The 15,116-nt window shown below is 64.7% G+C and carries 14 protein-coding genes; 8 read left to right on the top strand and 6 right to left on the bottom strand.

What is annotated here, in order from left to right; genetic code table 11:
* Positions 1-78: 78 nt before the first annotated feature.
* Together ACH488_RS16645 and trxB are read left to right on the top strand one after the other, a co-directional pair.
* Complete coding sequence (locus ACH488_RS16645) at positions 79-2,244, top strand: MMPL family transporter (RefSeq protein ID WP_397325676.1); 2,166 nt, start codon at positions 79-81, stop codon at positions 2,242-2,244.
* 81 nt (positions 2,245-2,325) lie between these two features.
* Positions 2,326-3,303 carry a thioredoxin-disulfide reductase gene (gene trxB, locus ACH488_RS16640; protein WP_397325674.1) on the top strand — a complete coding sequence of 326 codons (978 nt, stop codon included), beginning with the start codon at positions 2,326-2,328 and terminating at the stop codon, positions 3,301-3,303.
* A 96-nt stretch (positions 3,304-3,399) separates the two neighbouring features.
* Here trxB and ACH488_RS16635 read toward each other — a convergent pair whose 3' ends face one another.
* From ACH488_RS16635 to ACH488_RS16625, 3 genes are all read right to left on the bottom strand, one after another.
* Positions 3,400-3,855 carry a prevent-host-death protein gene (locus ACH488_RS16635; protein ID WP_397325673.1) on the bottom strand — a complete coding sequence of 152 codons (456 nt, stop codon included), beginning with the start codon at positions 3,853-3,855 and terminating at the stop codon, positions 3,400-3,402.
* Between the two features lie 50 nt (positions 3,856-3,905).
* The gene (locus ACH488_RS16630; protein WP_397325748.1) at positions 3,906-4,763 is read right to left on the bottom strand and encodes a prephenate dehydratase; all 858 of its coding nucleotides are present in this window, start codon (positions 4,761-4,763) and stop codon (positions 3,906-3,908) included.
* A 156-nt stretch (positions 4,764-4,919) separates the two neighbouring features.
* Positions 4,920-6,332 carry an aldehyde dehydrogenase family protein gene (locus ACH488_RS16625; protein WP_397325672.1) on the bottom strand — a complete coding sequence of 471 codons (1,413 nt, stop codon included), beginning with the start codon at positions 6,330-6,332 and terminating at the stop codon, positions 4,920-4,922.
* A 176-nt stretch (positions 6,333-6,508) separates the two neighbouring features.
* Between ACH488_RS16625 and ACH488_RS16620 the strand changes: the two genes are divergently transcribed.
* Positions 6,509-7,147 (top strand): LysE family translocator, encoded by a 639-nt coding sequence (locus ACH488_RS16620; protein WP_397325671.1) that lies wholly within the window; start codon positions 6,509-6,511, stop codon positions 7,145-7,147.
* On the opposite strand, the gene ACH488_RS16615 is transcribed toward ACH488_RS16620, so the two are convergent.
* Positions 7,137-7,739 (bottom strand): TetR/AcrR family transcriptional regulator, encoded by a 603-nt coding sequence (locus ACH488_RS16615; protein WP_397325670.1) that lies wholly within the window; start codon positions 7,737-7,739, stop codon positions 7,137-7,139. The genes ACH488_RS16620 and ACH488_RS16615 overlap by 11 nt on opposite strands.
* Before the next feature lie 122 nt (positions 7,740-7,861).
* Here ACH488_RS16615 and ACH488_RS16610 point away from each other — a divergent pair, with 122 nt between their 5' ends.
* From ACH488_RS16610 to ACH488_RS16595, 4 genes are read left to right on the top strand one after another with little or no spacing between them, the layout of a single operon-like run.
* On the top strand, positions 7,862-9,826 hold the full coding sequence (locus tag ACH488_RS16610; RefSeq protein ID WP_397325669.1) for a primary-amine oxidase: 1,965 nt from the start codon (positions 7,862-7,864) through the stop codon (positions 9,824-9,826).
* A gap of 2 nt (positions 9,827-9,828) precedes the next feature.
* Entirely contained in the window at positions 9,829-10,284 is a 456-nt protein-coding gene (locus tag ACH488_RS16605; RefSeq protein ID WP_397325668.1) for a hypothetical protein, read from the top strand.
* Positions 10,285-10,336: 52 nt separating this feature from the next.
* On the top strand, positions 10,337-11,632 hold the full coding sequence (locus tag ACH488_RS16600; RefSeq protein WP_397325667.1) for an APC family permease: 1,296 nt from the start codon (positions 10,337-10,339) through the stop codon (positions 11,630-11,632).
* Entirely contained in the window at positions 11,607-12,419 is an 813-nt protein-coding gene (locus ACH488_RS16595; protein ID WP_397325666.1) for a hypothetical protein, read from the top strand. Before ACH488_RS16600 ends, ACH488_RS16595 begins: the two co-directional genes overlap by 26 nt.
* A 94-nt stretch (positions 12,420-12,513) precedes the next feature.
* Here the strand turns inward: ACH488_RS16595 and ACH488_RS16590 are convergent, their stop codons facing one another.
* Both ACH488_RS16590 and ACH488_RS16585 read right to left on the bottom strand, forming a co-directional pair.
* Positions 12,514-13,389 (bottom strand): sigma factor-like helix-turn-helix DNA-binding protein, encoded by an 876-nt coding sequence (locus ACH488_RS16590; RefSeq protein WP_397325665.1) that lies wholly within the window; start codon positions 13,387-13,389, stop codon positions 12,514-12,516.
* Positions 13,390-13,406: 17 nt separating this feature from the next.
* On the bottom strand, positions 13,407-13,865 hold the full coding sequence (locus ACH488_RS16585; protein ID WP_397325664.1) for a carboxymuconolactone decarboxylase family protein: 459 nt from the start codon (positions 13,863-13,865) through the stop codon (positions 13,407-13,409).
* Positions 13,866-13,942: 77 nt separating this feature from the next.
* Between ACH488_RS16585 and ACH488_RS16580 the strand changes: the two genes are divergently transcribed.
* Positions 13,943-14,980 carry a zinc-dependent alcohol dehydrogenase family protein gene (locus ACH488_RS16580; protein WP_397325663.1) on the top strand — a complete coding sequence of 346 codons (1,038 nt, stop codon included), beginning with the start codon at positions 13,943-13,945 and terminating at the stop codon, positions 14,978-14,980.
* The last annotated feature ends 136 nt before the right edge of the window (positions 14,981-15,116 follow it).

The raw sequence follows: 15,116 nt of genomic DNA, 5'->3' as shown, positions 1-15,116 counted from the left end.
GTCCGCTTGATTAGTTCCATGATAGAGATACTCTATAGTCTAATAAATGCCCACTCGTGCCTCTGAAAGTAAGGACCCATGAAGACACAGAAAGTGCCGTTCTGGTTGCGGTGGCTGATCCCTGTGGTGCTGGTCATCACCTGGCTGGGAATAGCAGGGGTCGGCGGCCCCACCTTCGGGCGGCTGGAGGAAGTGTCCTCCAACGACCAAGCCTCGTTCCTCCCTGCCGGGGCGGAAGCCACCGAAGCCGGTGATTGGCAGGCCAAGTTCCGCGACTCCGACGAAATCCCCGCGGTGGTCATCGTCGAGAGCGACACCGCATTCACCCCGGCCCAACTGGGCGAAGCAGCCCAGCTGAAAGCCGACATCGAGGCACTCAAGCTGGGGAGCGCCGTCGTCGGGCCCATCCCTTCGCAGGACGCCAAAGCGGTGCAGTACATTGTGCCCATCTCCGAGACTGACGAGATCCGTGACGTGGTCAAGGAACTCCGCGACGTGGTGCAGCCCGGTGCTCCGGATGGCATGCGGGCCTATGTGACGGGCCCTGCTGGGCTGACGGCGGACCTGGTCAACGCATTCGGCGGCATCGACGGCATCCTGCTGCTCGTGGCGCTCGGCGCGGTGTTTGTGATCCTGCTCCTCGTGTACCGTTCGCTCGTGCTGCCGATTGCCGTGCTCCTGACCTCCGTCTTCGCCCTCTGCGCCGCGATTCTGCTGGTCTTCGGCATGGCCAAGCTCGGGTGGATCCAACTGAACGGGCAAAGCCAAGGCATCCTGTCCATCCTGGTGATCGGTGCCGCCACGGACTACGCCCTGCTGTTCGTTGCCCGGTTCCGTGAGGCCCTCACCCACACCACCAACCGGACCCAGGCAGTGCTGACGGCGTGGAAGGCATCTTTCGAGCCGATCCTCGCTTCCGGCGCCACCGTGATCATCGCGCTGCTGTGCTTGCTGTTCTCCGACCTGAACTCCAACAAGGCCCTCGGTCCCGTGGCTGCGGCGGGCATCGTCTGCTCGCTGTTCGCCGCGCTCACCCTGCTTCCGGCGTTCATGGCGCTGCTGGGCCGCGCAGCTTTCTGGCCCTTCCGTCCCAAGCTCCTGCCCGACGACGAACGCGAACCCGAGCTGGTCACCGGCCTTGAGGGGCAAAAGGGTCTGTGGCGGCGTGTGGGTTCCTTGGTTTCGCGGCGACCCCGCGTGGTGTGGATCGTCTCCGTGCTGCTCCTGGTGGTAGCCTCTGCGGGTGTCCTTCAGTTGAAGGCCAACGGTGTTCCGCAGACCGACGTCATCCTGGCCAAGTCCGACGCCGTCGACGGCCAGGACGCGCTGGCGAGGCATTTCGACGCCGGCAGCGGCAGCCCCGTCGTCGTGGTTGCCTCCCAGGACGCCGCGCAGCAGGTGCTGGACAAGGTCAAGGCCGCCAACGGCGTAGGCGACGCCTACCTGTTGGGCGAGGGCAGCGTGCCGATTACCGGCGCACCGGGTGCGCCGGCGGATCCAGCCGTCCGCGATGGCCGTGTGCTCATCAATGCCACGCTCAACAGCGCCGCTGACTCGATCGAAGCCGAAGACACGGTGAAGTCGCTGCGTTCGGCTGTGCGCGACGTTGATTCCGCCGCGTTGGTTGGCGGCGTCACGGCAACTGCCCTGGACACCAACACCACGGCCCAGCGCGACCTGACAGTGATTATCCCGATCGTGCTGGTGGTCATCCTGTTCATCCTGATGCTGTTGCTTCGGTCAGTGGTTGCACCGGTGCTCCTGGTGCTTTCCGTGGTCCTGTCCTACGGCGCGGCCATGGGCGTCTCGGCCTGGGTGTTCAACGGGATCTTCCAGTTCTCCGGTGCCGATGCCACGGTTCCGCTGTTCGGTTTCGTGTTCCTGGTGGCCCTGGGCGTGGATTACAACATCTTCCTGATGAGCCGCGTCCGTGAGGAATCGCTCAAGCATGGAACGAGGCCGGGCATCCTCCGGGGACTCGGCGTGACGGGCGGCGTGATTACCTCCGCCGGAGTGGTCCTCGCGGCGACCTTCGCCGCCCTGGGCGTCATTCCCATCATGTTCCTGGTGCAGTTGGCCTTCATTGTGGCGTTCGGTGTGCTCCTGGATACCGTGCTGGTGCGCTCCCTCCTGGTTCCCGCGTTGGCCTACGACATCGGGGACAAAATCTGGTGGCCGAGCAAGCTGGGGCGTGGTAATTCCTCCGTTTCCGTGAAGGAGCGCGAGGCGTCTCCGGTTCGATAGGCCTTGATTGCCGGGCGGGTACTTGTTGCACTTGAACAAGTACCCGCCCGGCGTCATGCCTGCCCAGCCAAGGAGATTTTCATGAGCAAGGAACAGCTGATCATCATCGGGTCCGGTCCTGCCGGTTATACCGCTGCGATCTACGCCGCACGGGCCGGGCTGGAACCGCTGGTCCTGGCGGGATCGGTGACCGCCGGCGGCGCGCTCATGAACACCACGGAAGTGGAGAACTTCCCCGGCTTCCCTGAGGGGATCCAAGGGCCGGAATTGATGGACGGACTACAGGCCCAGGCGGAAAAGTTCGGCGCCAAAATAGTGTTCGACGACGTCACGTCCGTTTCGCTGCGGGGCCACCTCAAGTCGGTGGTCACCGGGGCGGGTAGGACCCACGAAGCTCCGGCGGTCATCCTGGCTACCGGCTCTGCCTACAAGGAACTCGGCCTGCCGGAAGAGAAAAAGCTCAGCGGACACGGTGTTTCCTGGTGCGCCACGTGTGATGGCTTCTTCTTCCGCGAGCAGGACATCATCGTGGTGGGCGGCGGCGACTCCGCCATGGAGGAAGCAACCTTCTTGACGCGTTTCGGGAAGTCCGTGACCGTCGTCGTGCGAAAGGGTGAGCTGCGCGCCTCCCGGATCATGGCGCAGCGGGCCAAGGACAACCCGAAGATCAGCTTCGCGTGGAACTCTGCGGTCACTGCAATCCATGGTGACGCCAAGGTCACGGGCGTAACGCTGACGGACACCCGTACCGGGGAAACCCAGGAGCAGGCGGCGACGGGCATCTTCGTGGCGATTGGGCACCTGCCCCGCACGGAACTGTTGGGTGGCCAGGTGGATCTCGATGCCGAGGGGTACATCAAGGTGGATTCACCCACCACGTGCACCAACCTGTCGGGCGTCTTCGCCTGCGGCGATGCCGTGGACCACCGCTACCGCCAGGCCATCACTGCAGCGGGTACGGGTTGTTCAGCGGCCTTGGATGCCGAGCGCTACCTCGCGGCGTTGGACGACGCGGACAGCATCGCGACGGCGCTGGTGGAGGAGCCGACGCATTTCTAGATCAATCCACCCGCGCTTTGCCTGAACAGATGCGAAGCGAAGATCGTACTCGCTCTTCTTGGTAGGGCGCTCAACCTTGGAGTCCTTCGCCATGCCTTAGGGACGCTCTACGGGTTCAGATTCTTCAAGCCATTCAATGGGCTCCTTGCCCAGGCCAGCTGCTAGTGCCGTTGCCGATTCACGCCAAGCGGTTAGCTCGGCAATCGCCAAGTGAGGTTGATTTGTAGCGAATGAGGCTCGGGCAGCGGCCAATACCTCGCTGGCGCAAGTTTCCTGGTCATCCTTGCTTAGCGCCAGCATCCACGGGAAGCGGTCGCTCATGCGGCTCGCCAAGGTCCCCTCGGTGCTCGTGGAGACCGCTACGAGTTGGGCGGCCAATTCCAGCAGGGAAGCCCGCGCGCGATCTGCGCTCTCGGACATCAGCACAAGCGCTTCACCGTCACGACGCGTGACCCGGACCGGGTGGTCAGCTGCGGCCGCGAAGACCTCAGAGGAAGACCTGCTGAGCTCAGACGACTGGAACGTAGTCCTTGACGTGGTGGTAGTGCTCATACCTACAGTCTATTCAGAACATGTTCTGAATGGAAGGCGGTCTGAGTCGCTCAGACGTTAACCAGGCTCCGCTCGCGGTAGCCGTCCGCGGCATAGACGCCAAGGACGCGGACCTCCGTGGTGAAGAACTCCAGCTCCTCCAGTGCGCGCCGGAGGCGGGCATCCTCGGGGTGGCCCTCGACGTCGGAGATGAACATTGTGGCCGCGAACTCGTTGCCCACCATGTAGCTCTCAAGGCGGGTCATGTTGAGCCCGTTGGTGGCGAACCCGCCCAGCGCCTTATAGAGGGCCGAGGGGACGTTCCGGACGCGGAACACAAACGTGGTGATCGCGGGACCCGGCAGTTCTTCCTTGGTGGGAAGTGCGCGTTCGCGGGCCAGGACCACGAACCGGGTGGTGTTGGTGGGATCATCCTCGACGCCGGAGGCCAGGACGTCGAGTCCGTACAGGCCGGCCGCCAGCGGTGGAGCGAGTGAGAGCTTGCGGGGATCGTTCCAGTCCCTGACTTCGCGGGCAGACCCTGCGGTATCCCCGGCGATCACGGGCTTCAGGCCTGCTTCGCGGATGATGCGCCGGCACTGGCCCAACGCGTGGATGTGGCTGTGGACCTCGGTAGCGCCCTCGATGGTGCTGCCGGGAATGCCCAGCAGGTCGAAGCGGATGGGAAGGAAGTATTCGCCAACAATCTGCAGGTTCGACTGTGGAAGCAGGACGTGGATGTCCGCCACGCGGCCCGCGATGGAGTTTTCGATCGGGATCATGGCAAGGTCCACTTCCCCGGTGGAGACGAGTTCAAAGGCGTCCTCGAAGCTGGCGCAGGGCACGCTTTCGAGTTCGGGGAACATTTCCTTGCACGCGAGGTCCGAGTTGGCTCCGGGCTCGCCTTGGTACGCGATCTTCTGGGACATGGTGCTCATGGTTTCATGCGGGGTATGGGGCTGCGCAAAAGCGTCCACCGTATGGCCAACGCCGTGGTTGGCACCCAAGTAGGGGACAGATAACGCTGCTACGAGGGCTCGTAGCGACGTTATCTGTCCCCCAGTTGGGTGACGCGGAAGGGGAGGCTAGCCGTTGATGATTTGCGGGACGCCGAGGTGCTTGAGGCCTTCGGCGCCGAATTCGAGGCCGTAGCCGGACTGCTTTGCGCCGCCGAAGGGGACGCGGGGGTCCACGGCGCCGTGTTTGTTGATCCATACCGTACCGGCCTGGATGCGGGCGGCGACTTCGCGGGCGGCGGCCGGGTCGGAGGACCAGACTGAGGCGCCGAGTCCGACGTCGAGCGCGTTCGCTTTGGCGACGGCCTCATCAACAGTGCTGTATTTGATGATCGGCAAGGCGGGGCCGAACTGTTCCTCTGCGACGAGCGGGTTGTCGTTGTCGATATCCGCCACCAAGGTGGTCGGGTAGAAGTTGCCAGGCTGGTCGGTGTCAGGGTTGCCGCCCACGAGGATCCGGGCGCCGGAATCGCGGGCAGCATCCACCAGGCGGGCGACGATGTCGTACTGCTGGCGGTTCTGCAGCGGGCCGAGGACGTTGTTCTCGTCGAGGCCGTTGCCCATGGGCATCGCTGCGGCGACGGCAGTGAGTTCGGTGCAGACGGCCTCGTACTGGGAGTCGTGGACGTAGAGGCGTTTGAGTGCGGCGCAGGTCTGGCCGGTGTTAATGAAGGCGCCCCAGAACAGGCCCTCGGCGATGGCCTTGGGGTCCGAATCGGGCAGGACGATGCCGGCGTCGTTGCCGCCCAGTTCCAGGGTGAGGCGCTTGACCGTGTCCGCGGAGGAACGGATGATCGCCTTGCCCGTGGCGGTGGAGCCGGTGAACATGACCTTGCCGATGGCCTTGTGGGAAGCAAGCGCTTCGCCGACGTCGCGGCCGCCGGACACCACGGACACCAGGCCTTCGGGGAGTTCCTGGTTGATGATGGAGATCAGCGCGAGCACGGACAGCGGGGTGTATTCGGAGGGCTTGACCACCACGGAGTTGCCCATCCGCAGGGCCGGGGCGATCTGCCACACGGTGATCATCATGGGCCAGTTCCACGGGCCGATGGCACCCACGACGCCGATGGGCCGGTAGTGCAGCTCGGCGCGGGTTTCGCCGTCGTCCACTACTACTTCCGGTTCCAGCGGGGTGCCGGCCGTGGCGCGCAGCCAAGCGGCGCAGGCGCCCACTTCGAAGCGGGCGTTCGGGCCGTTCAGCGGTTTGCCCTGCTCGCGGGAGAGCAGTTGGGCGAGTTCTTCGGCGGAGCGTTCGACGGCGTCGGCTGCTTTCAGGAGCGCAGCGGACCGGGCGTCGTGGCCCAAGGCGGCCCACGCGGGTTGAACGGCAGCGGCAGTAGCGATGGCGGCTTCGAGGTCTTCGACCGTGTGGACCGGGGCCTCGCCGACGGCTTCGCCCGTGGCGGGATCGAAAATGGTGCGGCTGTTCTGGCCGGGGGCTGCGGTGATCGAGGCCAGCAGGGCGTCGTAAGTCTCCATTGGTACTCCGCTCGGTAGTAAGTCTTGGCGGCCGGTGAGGCGCGCGGCGATGCTTCCAGTGTGGTTGGCGTCACGTGGGATGGTCTTGTCATTGGACGAACAAGCCTTGACGGCAAGCGAACGCTTTAGGTTCACTTGGCTTTCGCTACCTGCCGGTATGCTCCACAATCGATCTTGTGACTCTCGCTTCCCTCGCTGCATTTGCCGGTCTTTGCCTGGTTCTGTCCGTGACTCCCGGTCCGGACACCTTCCTGGTGCTTCGCATCGCGTTGAACAGACCGTCGGCGGGGATTGCGGCAGCGGCCGGTTCTGCCATCGGTGCCATCGTGTGGGCCGCACTGGTGGGGGTTGGCCTCGCCGCGATCCTGGAGCAGTCTGCGGAGTTGTTCCGCTGGATCAAGATCGCCGGCGGCCTGTATCTGCTGTACCTGGGTGTTTCGTCGTTCATCAAGTCACGCCGCGCAGCCAAGGCCGGTGCTGCTGGGTCTGCCGAAGAGCCGCTGCCCTACAACCGCCTTTCGGCCCTCGGAGCGGGTGCGCTCTCCACGCTCCTCAACCCCAAGGTGGGCCTGTTCTACCTCGCCGTGGTTCCGCAGTTCATCCCGCACGGCGGCGACACCATGGGCACGTCCCTCATCCTGGGCGTCGTAGTCGCCGTGATTGCCTTCGCGTATCTCTCGATGATCGCCGTGGTGGCGTTCAAGGCGATGCGGTGGCTGAAGAAGCCGAAGGTGAGCACCGTCGTCGAACGTACATCCAGCGGAATCATTGCGGGACTGGGTGTTGGAGTGGTGGCGTCGGGGGCTACGAGCTAGGCCGGGCGGCCAGCAACGCCAAATAGTTGTCCAACTGCCCCTCGAGGTTGATGGAAAAGTGTTCCGCCGGGGACAGTGCTGCCACGATCTGGGCTCCAAGCATCATGTTGAGCAGGTGATCGGCGACGGCGGCGTCCCCGATGGGGGTGGCGACCTCGCCGGCCGCGCGGGCTGCTGCGGTATGTGCCGTGATGGTGGTGTGCCATTGGTTCATGGATTCGCTGTGCAGGGCGGCCATGTCAGGGTCGTTGAGGGCCTTCTGCCAGAACGGAATGACGATCCGGGCTTCGTTGACTCGTTCCTCGTCCAGGGGGAGCACCTCGGCGCAGAACGACCGCAGGGCGGCCAGTCCGGAGAGTCCTTCCGTCACCAGGGCGATGCGCTGGTTGGTCCGGTTGAACACGTGCCCAAACGCCGACGTGAGCAGCAGGTCCTTGGTGGGGAAATAGGGCTTCAAGGCGCCGTTGGCAAACCCTGCCTCGATGGCGATTTCCCTCATGGTGGCACCTTCAATGCCCAGTCTGGCGATGATCCGCCATGTCGCGTCCACCAGTTCGAGGCGTCGTTGATCGTGGTCAACAATCTTTGGCACGGAGGGGGCTCCCGGAAAAATAATCGGCGGATAGGTCTTGTGACCCATCTTACGTTTTGGTTATTCTCTACAGCAATAGAAAATAAATCCCGACCCTCCACGGTCCCGGACAAGAGGCAGCCATGACGCCCACAGCAACTCACGTTTCCACCCAATACGGCCTGGCCACAGCCGAAGAGATCACCACTGTGCAAGGCATCCTGCAGGCCTCCGGACACCTCGGGGAGGCCAAGCGGATCGCTTACCTCGGCCTGGTGGATCCATCCCGCGGTGCCTCCGAACCTGACCGCAGGTTCCGTGTGTTCATCCACGACATTTCCGGGGGAGCTCCCACCGACGTCCTCGTTTCCGCCGCCCGCGGAGAGGTGCTGTCCGCCGTCGAGCTTGATACCAAAGTCTCCGGCGAACTGCCGGTCCTTGAGGAGGAGTTCGAGGTTGTGGAGACGCTCCTGGCGACGGATGAGCGGTGGCTGGCCGCCCTTGCTGCCCGCGACCTCGACGTGGCAAAGGTACGCGTTGCCCCGCTGTCCGCAGGCGTTTTCGAGTACGAGGAAGAGCGCGGCCGGCGCATCCTCCGCGGCCTGGCCTTCGTGCAGGACTTCCCGGAAGACAGCGCCTGGGCCCATCCCGTTGACGGCCTGGTGGCCTACGTGGACGTGGTGAATAAGGAAGTCACCCAGGTGATCGACCTTGGCGTGATGCCGATCCCTGCTGAGCACGGCAACTACACCGATCCGGAGCTGACGGGACCCCTCCGCGACACGCAGAAGCCGATCAGCATCACCCAGCCTGAAGGCCCCAGCTTCACCGTTACGGGCGGCAACCACGTGGAGTGGGAAAAGTGGAGCGTGGACGTCGGTTTCGATGTCCGTGAAGGCGTGGTCCTGCACAACCTGGCCTTCAACGACGGAGACCGCAAGCGGCAAATCATCAACCGCGCGTCGATCGCCGAGATGGTGGTTCCCTACGGCGATCCCTCTCCCATCCGGTCGTGGCAGAACTACTTCGACACCGGCGAATACCTCGTGGGCCAGTACGCCAACTCCCTGGAACTGGGCTGCGACTGCCTGGGCGACATCACGTACCTCAGCCCGGTGATCAGTGACGCCTTCGGCAACCCCCGCGAGATCCGCAACGGCATCTGCATGCACGAGGAAGACTGGGGCATCCTCTCCAAGCACTCGGACCTGTGGACGGGAATGAACTACACCCGCCGCAACCGCCGCCTGGTGATCTCCTTCTTCACCACCATCGGCAACTACGACTACGGCTTCTACTGGTACCTCTACCTGGACGGCACCATCGAGTTCGAGGCCAAGGCCACCGGCATCGTGTTCACCTCGGCGTTCCCGGAGGGCGGCTCGGACAACATCTCCCAGCTCGCCCCGGGCCTGGGCGCACCGTTCCACCAGCACCTTTTCAGCGCCCGCCTGGACATGGCCATCGACGGTTTCACCAACCGCGTCGAAGAAGAGGACGTGGTCCGCCAGGCCATGGGGCCGGGCAACGAGCGCGGCAACGCCTTTTCCCGCAAGCGCACCGTCCTCACCAAAGAATCCGAAGCAGTCCGCGAATCCGACGCCAAGGTTGGCCGCACCTGGATCATCTCCAACCCGGAATCGAAGAACCGCCTGGGCGAACCCGTTGGCTACAAACTCCATGCCGAAAACCAGCCCACACTCCTGGCCGACCCCGGTTCCTCGATCGCCCGCCGCGCGGCCTTCGCCACCAAGGATGTCTGGGTCACCCGCTACGCGGACGAGGAACGCTACCCCACCGGCGACTTCGTCAACCAGCACTCCGGCGGGGCAGGACTCCCGGCCTACGTGGCCCAGGACCGCGACATCGACGGCCAGGACATCGTTCTGTGGCACACCTTCGGCCTGACCCACTTCCCGCGCGTCGAGGACTGGCCGATCATGCCCGTGGACACCGTGGGCTTCAAGCTCCGCCCCGAGGGGTTCTTCGACCGCAGCCCCGTGCTGGATGTGCCCGCGAACAGCTCGGGTTCGAGCTGCCCCACGGCCCCTTCCGGTGAGAGTGCTGCTGAGACCGGGCACGGCGAAGCCTCCGGGCACTGCCACTAGCCATGGCGATCACTGCAGGACGGGTCCGCACCAACGGACCCGTCCTCCACTCCCGGATCTGCGCCGCCATCACGGCCGTCTCCTGCCTGACCCACCTCTGGCTCGCCGCTTCAGGACACCACGACGCTTGGATCGGCTTGGTCATGGTTGCCCTGGCTGCGGTCTGCGTCCCGTGCACGGTCCACATCTGGCGCCACAGCAGGGTCGGTGCACTCCACCAAGTCACCGGCGCAGCTCTTGCCATGGTTGCCCTGCACGCCGTGCTGCTGCTCGGAGCCGGCGGTTCCGGACACGCGCACGGCGGCAGGTCGGCGTCGGGCGCTGTTGATACCGCCGGGGCCGCCCAACTGTTGTTGGTGATCGGCCTGGAAATCACGACGGCGCTACTCGCCGCAACGCTCGTGGCCCGGCTTCGGCGTCGGGCAGTGAAAGCAAATTCGGCAGAATATCGACACTGAAAGGCAGTTTCCCTGCTGGATGCCCTGGCCCCGAACACTGTTCACTTGAAATGTGAGTAAAGCTGCCAGTAATTCGGGCTTGGGCCTTTTCCGGGCGACGGGGATCTATGTGGGTGCGATTCTAGGTTCGGGTGTCCTTGTGCTCCCCGCCATCGCAGCCCAAGTCGCAGGTCCGGCGTCGCTGTTGGCGTGGGCGCTCTTGCTGGTCTTCTGCACGCCCGTGGCCTTCAGCTTCGCCGAAATGTCCAGGCAGCAGCCCGACGCCGGTGGGATCGCCACCTTCGTGACCCGCGCTTTCGGACGGCGGGCCTCAGTGGTGGCCGGCTATCTCTTCTACTTCGCCATTCCGTTCGGAGCGCCGGCAACGTCTGTGATCGGCGGGGACTACATCGCCCATGCGCTAGGTGGTGGCCGGGAGACGGCGTTGATCGCAGCGGGGCTGATCCTTGCAGCAGGGTTCGTGAGCAATGCCGTTGGCATACGGGTCTCGAGCAAGCTGCAACTGGGGCTGATGGTCCTGCTGGTGGCTCTCCTGGCCTTGGCCGTGGGAGTTGCGGCTCCGTACGCCAAGGCGGAAAACTTTGTGCCCTTCGCCCCACACGGCTACCTGGCCGTGGGCGGTGCGGCCAGCCTGCTGTTTTTTTGTTTCGCCGGATGGGAAGCGGTGACGCATCTGGCGGGCGAATTCCGCAACCCAGGACGTGATCTGAAGAGGGCAACGTGGCTGACGCTCGTCGTGGTCGGCGTGATCTACATCGGCCTGGTGGCTGCTTGCGTCGCCGTCCTTGGGCCGGGACTCGCAGGGAGCAGCGTTCCTGTGGCCGAGTTGCTGGCCAAGGGACTCGGTCCAGCCGCTGCTCCGGTGACTGCGGTGGCCGCGGCGGTTCTGACGTTCGGGCCGCTCAACACGTTCGTGGCCGGCGCCAGCAAGCTCGGTGCCCGCTTGGCGTCCGACGGCGTGCTGCCGCGTGCTCTGGCGCGCGGCGCCGGGCCGGGGGAGGTTCCCTCGGCAAGCCTCGCGGCCCTGGGTGTGATGGCGGCGATCTCCTTTGCACTCGCAGCTGCCGGGCTGTTGAGCATGGAGTTCCAGATCGGCGCGGCATCCGCGTGCTTCACGGCGGTGACGGCCTTTGGCTTGGCTGCCGGGGTTTTCCTCCTCCGCCGCGGCACGGCTGCGTGGTACGGGGTGATCGTTGCCGCTGTGGTGATGCTTGTGGTGCTGGTGTTCAGCGGATGGGCGCTGCTTGTCCCGGCAGGGCTGGGCGTGGCGGCCCTGTTTGCGGGGCGCTTGTTTTTGAAATCCCCGGTGCCACAATTGAGCCATGGCCGCAGCGTGGTCAATTCGTGAGGGATTCCGTGCCGGGCCGGATCCGGATGCGTTGCGCCGCCCGTTCTTCATTGCCGCCGTCGTTGTCTTCGCCCTGGTAGTCCTGACCGAGGTGGGCATGGCCCTGGTCCTGGGCCAGACCGCCGTCGATCCTGTCTCCCCGGGTGACGCCGACAAGCTGGGTGTCCCGCTGGAGGTGTTCCTCAAAACACAGAAAGCCGATGCCGATCCTCCGGGGGCGGGCATCGGCTTTCTGGCGTTCCTGGACGGGTTGCTGCTGTTCACGGTGGTGATGCTGGGGCTCAGCCTCATGATGAACCTGCGCACGTACGGGCGGGTCCAAGGAATTGCCACGCTGATCGTGACGCTGCTGTGGGTGATCGGGGCGTTCCTCACGGCTTTGCTCGCGTTGGCCAAACTGTTCCTGATGATCGGGCTGTTCGTGGCGACGCCTTTCGGAACCATTGCCTACCTGGCGCTGTGGGGGAGCTTTCCCAAGGGGCAGGCGGCGGCCATCCTCGGGTTGTTGTTGCTGCTGAAGATCGTTTTCGCGGTGCTGCTGATCCTGAGCCAGCCGAAGTTCCTTAAGGTCACCGGCCTGGTGATCCTGCTGGTGGTTTCCGTGTTGTTGCAGGTGGTCCTTGGGCTGATCCACGGGTTCCTGCCCGGGCCACTGGTATCCATCGGGGACCAGTTTTGGGCCTTGGTGACCGTGGTGGTGGCGCTGGTGTGGGCTTTGATCATGCTGATCGGATCCATTCCGGCGATCATCAACGCGCTGCGGGTGAGTGGTTCGGCCGGGGATTAGCTCGGCTACCTGTGCGCCGGGTTCGCGGGAAGCCTGCCTCTTCGTGCGGAAGCTTCCCTACGAATGCGCAGCTTTCCCGCGGTTTCGCGCCAGCTCAGAGCGCAACCCGCGTCAGCTTGTCCGGATTCGAGACCTGCCGCAACCCGCGGATGGTGCCGTCAGAGCCGCCGTCGAGCACTAAGACATCGGCGCGGCCCGAATGCCTCAGCACCAGTGCGGGTCCGCCGTTCACGTCGATGAGGTCCGCTGTGACGGGCTGCGTGGCAGCGGCCTTTCCCAGGATGCCCACGAAGAACCGTGCGATCCTGGCGGCCCCGAACAGCGGGTTCATGGCGCTCTTGACCTTGCCTCCGCCGTCTGCCCACAGCACAGCATCCCGGTCCAGCATCGCGACCACGGTGTCGATTTCGCCGTTCTCGATCGCGAGCACCAACTTCTCCAAGGCGGCGCGGTCCTTGGCCCTAGGGGCGGGCGCGTCGGGGTCGATGTCCAGGCGGCGTTCGGAGCGCGAAATCATCTGCCGTACGGCAGCGGGTGTCTTGTCCAGGATTTCCCCGATCTCCGGGGCGGACATCCCGAAGGCGCGGTGCAGCACCAGGGCCGCCCGCGCCTCGGGCGCCAATTGCTCGGCAAGGTGTAGCAAGGTCAGGGACAACAGCTCGCGGTTGACCAGTGTTTCCTCGGCCAGTGCGGAAGTATCCACCGGTTCGGGCAGCCAGGGCCCGGTGTAGTCCTCACGGATTGCCGCGAGTTGCCGCACCCGGTCAACGGAACGCCGAACGCACACGGTGGTCAGCCAGGCCGGCCACGAGTCCACACTGGAACGCCTTTCCTGCCGGACAGCGTCCATCGCGACCTCCGACACCACATCTTCGGCATGACCGAAATCGCCCAGCATCCGGTACGCGATGCCCAGGAGGCGGTTCCGTTCGCTTTGCCACGCCGCCGTGGCCGAGACTGCAAGAGTCATGGTGCCCACGTTACCGTTCAGACCAGCGGGTTCTTCTCGTCCAGCGGTGGCTCCATCTGCGTGCTGACAGCGATCCGGTTCCAGACGTTGATGGTGGAGATGGCCAGGATCAGGGCACCCATTTGGCCGTCGTCGAAGTGCGTTGCTGCGGCATTCCAGATCTCGTCGGTGACAGTGTCCGGTCCCAGTTGGGTGACAGCATCGGTCAGGGCGAGCACGGCCTGTTCGCGGGCATCGAAGAACACCTTCGAATGCTGCCAGGCTGCGACGGCGTGCAGCTTGCGGGACGGAATGCCGCGCTTGGCACCCTCGGTTGCATGCATGTCCACACAGAATCCGCAGCCGTTCAGGATGGAGGCGCGGAGCTTGATGAGCTCGTAGAGTTCCGGATCGACGGATTTGCGGGCGTAGCCTTCCAAACCGATGACGGCGGCGTAGCCGAGCTTGTTGCTTCGGCCCATGTTGATGCGTGGCATGGTGTTCGTCCTTTCGAAGTGGTTCCTTACATCAGGGATGTCGGATGGGAGGCCGGAAGTGTGACAGAGTCGAATCCGTGCGAGCAGTGATCTTTGACGAAGTCCGTAGCCAGCCCGAGGTGCGGGAGGTTCCGGTTCCGGAGGCCCCGCCCGGTGGCGTGGTGGTGAAGGTTGTGGCCACAGGAATGTGCCGCAGCGATTGGCACGCCTGGGCCGGGCACGACGACATCGCCATGCCACACGTCCCGGGCCACGAACTCGCAGGGGTGATTGCCGCCGTCGGGCCTGGCGTGCAGCGCTGGATCGTCGGCGACCGCGTGACCGTTCCCTTCGTCTGCGGATGCGGAACGTGCGAATGGTGCCTGGCAGGCGAAGCGCAGGTTTGCCCCGACCAGGAGCAGCCGGGCTTCACCCACTGGGGTTCCTTTGCCGAATATGTGGCCCTCCACGCGGCAGACAGCAACCTGGTTGCCATCCCGGACAGCGTTGAATTTACGACGGCGGCCAGCCTCGGCTGCCGCTTCGCCACCGCCTACCGGGCGCTCGCGGCCCGGGCGGAGGTCAAGCCAGATGAATGGGTGACCGTGGTGGGAGCAGGGGGTGTTGGGCTGAGCGCGGTGATGATTGCCAAGGCCATGGGAGCCAGGGTCATCGCGGTGGATCGGAACCCGGAGGCGCTGGCTGTGGCGGCGCAACTGGGAGCGGACCATACTGTGCTGGCGGACGGCACCGACATTCCGGCAGCAGTCAGCGTCCTCTCCGGCGGAGGCAGCCACGTGGCCGTTGACGCCGTCGGAAGTGAACAGACGTGCGCCGACGCGATCCTGAGCCTTCGTAGGCGGGGGCGGCACGTCCAAATCGGCCTGTTGCCGTCCATCAACGGCAACCCGCAAGTGCCCATGGCCCGCGTGATCGGCTGGGAACTCGACCTGCTGGGCAGTCACGGCATGGCCGCAGTGGATTATCCCGGCATGATGGCATTGATCGAGGAGGGTCGGCTCCAGCCGCAACTGCTGATCGAACGGACCATTGGCCTGGCCGAAGCAGCGGCGCTGTTGCCCGGCTTCGACAAGGCAACCGTGGCGGGCATGACGATGATTGACCCGACCCGCTAGCACGCGTGCTCTCCCAACTAATACGAAAGTATTGGTGGGTTAGGCTGCGGTGACCGGGGTGATGGTGACGTTGTAGCCGAGGTTGTTGAGTTGTTTGATGGCGCGGTTAGTGGCTTTGGTCGGGTTGATGCGGGTG

It is taken from the genome of Paenarthrobacter sp. NPDC018779, from assembly GCF_044391085.1.
In the GTDB taxonomy this organism is placed as follows: Bacteria; Actinomycetota; Actinomycetes; order Actinomycetales; family Micrococcaceae; genus Arthrobacter.
The sequence above is the reverse complement of the archived record's forward strand: the minus strand, read 5'-3'. Positions and strand labels throughout refer to the sequence as shown.

What these genes read in the sequence shown, in the direction of transcription:
- ACH488_RS16645 (WP_397325676.1), top strand. Translation starts at nt 79, where the DNA reads ATGAAGACACAGAAAGTGCCGTTCTGGTTGCGGTGGCTGATCCCTGTG.
- trxB (WP_397325674.1), top strand. Translation starts at nt 2,326, where the DNA reads ATGAGCAAGGAACAGCTGATCATCATCGGGTCCGGTCCTGCCGGTTAT.
- ACH488_RS16635 (WP_397325673.1), bottom strand. Translation starts at nt 3,855, where the DNA reads ATGAGCACTACCACCACGTCAAGGACTACGTTCCAGTCGTCTGAGCTC.
- ACH488_RS16630 (WP_397325748.1), bottom strand. Translation starts at nt 4,763, where the DNA reads ATGTCCCAGAAGATCGCGTACCAAGGCGAGCCCGGAGCCAACTCGGAC.
- ACH488_RS16625 (WP_397325672.1), bottom strand. Translation starts at nt 6,332, where the DNA reads ATGGAGACTTACGACGCCCTGCTGGCCTCGATCACCGCAGCCCCCGGC.
- ACH488_RS16610 (WP_397325669.1), top strand. Translation starts at nt 7,862, where the DNA reads ATGACGCCCACAGCAACTCACGTTTCCACCCAATACGGCCTGGCCACA.
- ACH488_RS16605 (WP_397325668.1), top strand. Translation starts at nt 9,829, where the DNA reads ATGGCGATCACTGCAGGACGGGTCCGCACCAACGGACCCGTCCTCCAC.
- ACH488_RS16595 (WP_397325666.1), top strand. Translation starts at nt 11,607, where the DNA reads ATGGCCGCAGCGTGGTCAATTCGTGAGGGATTCCGTGCCGGGCCGGAT.
- ACH488_RS16590 (WP_397325665.1), bottom strand. Translation starts at nt 13,389, where the DNA reads ATGACTCTTGCAGTCTCGGCCACGGCGGCGTGGCAAAGCGAACGGAAC.
- ACH488_RS16585 (WP_397325664.1), bottom strand. Translation starts at nt 13,865, where the DNA reads ATGCCACGCATCAACATGGGCCGAAGCAACAAGCTCGGCTACGCCGCC.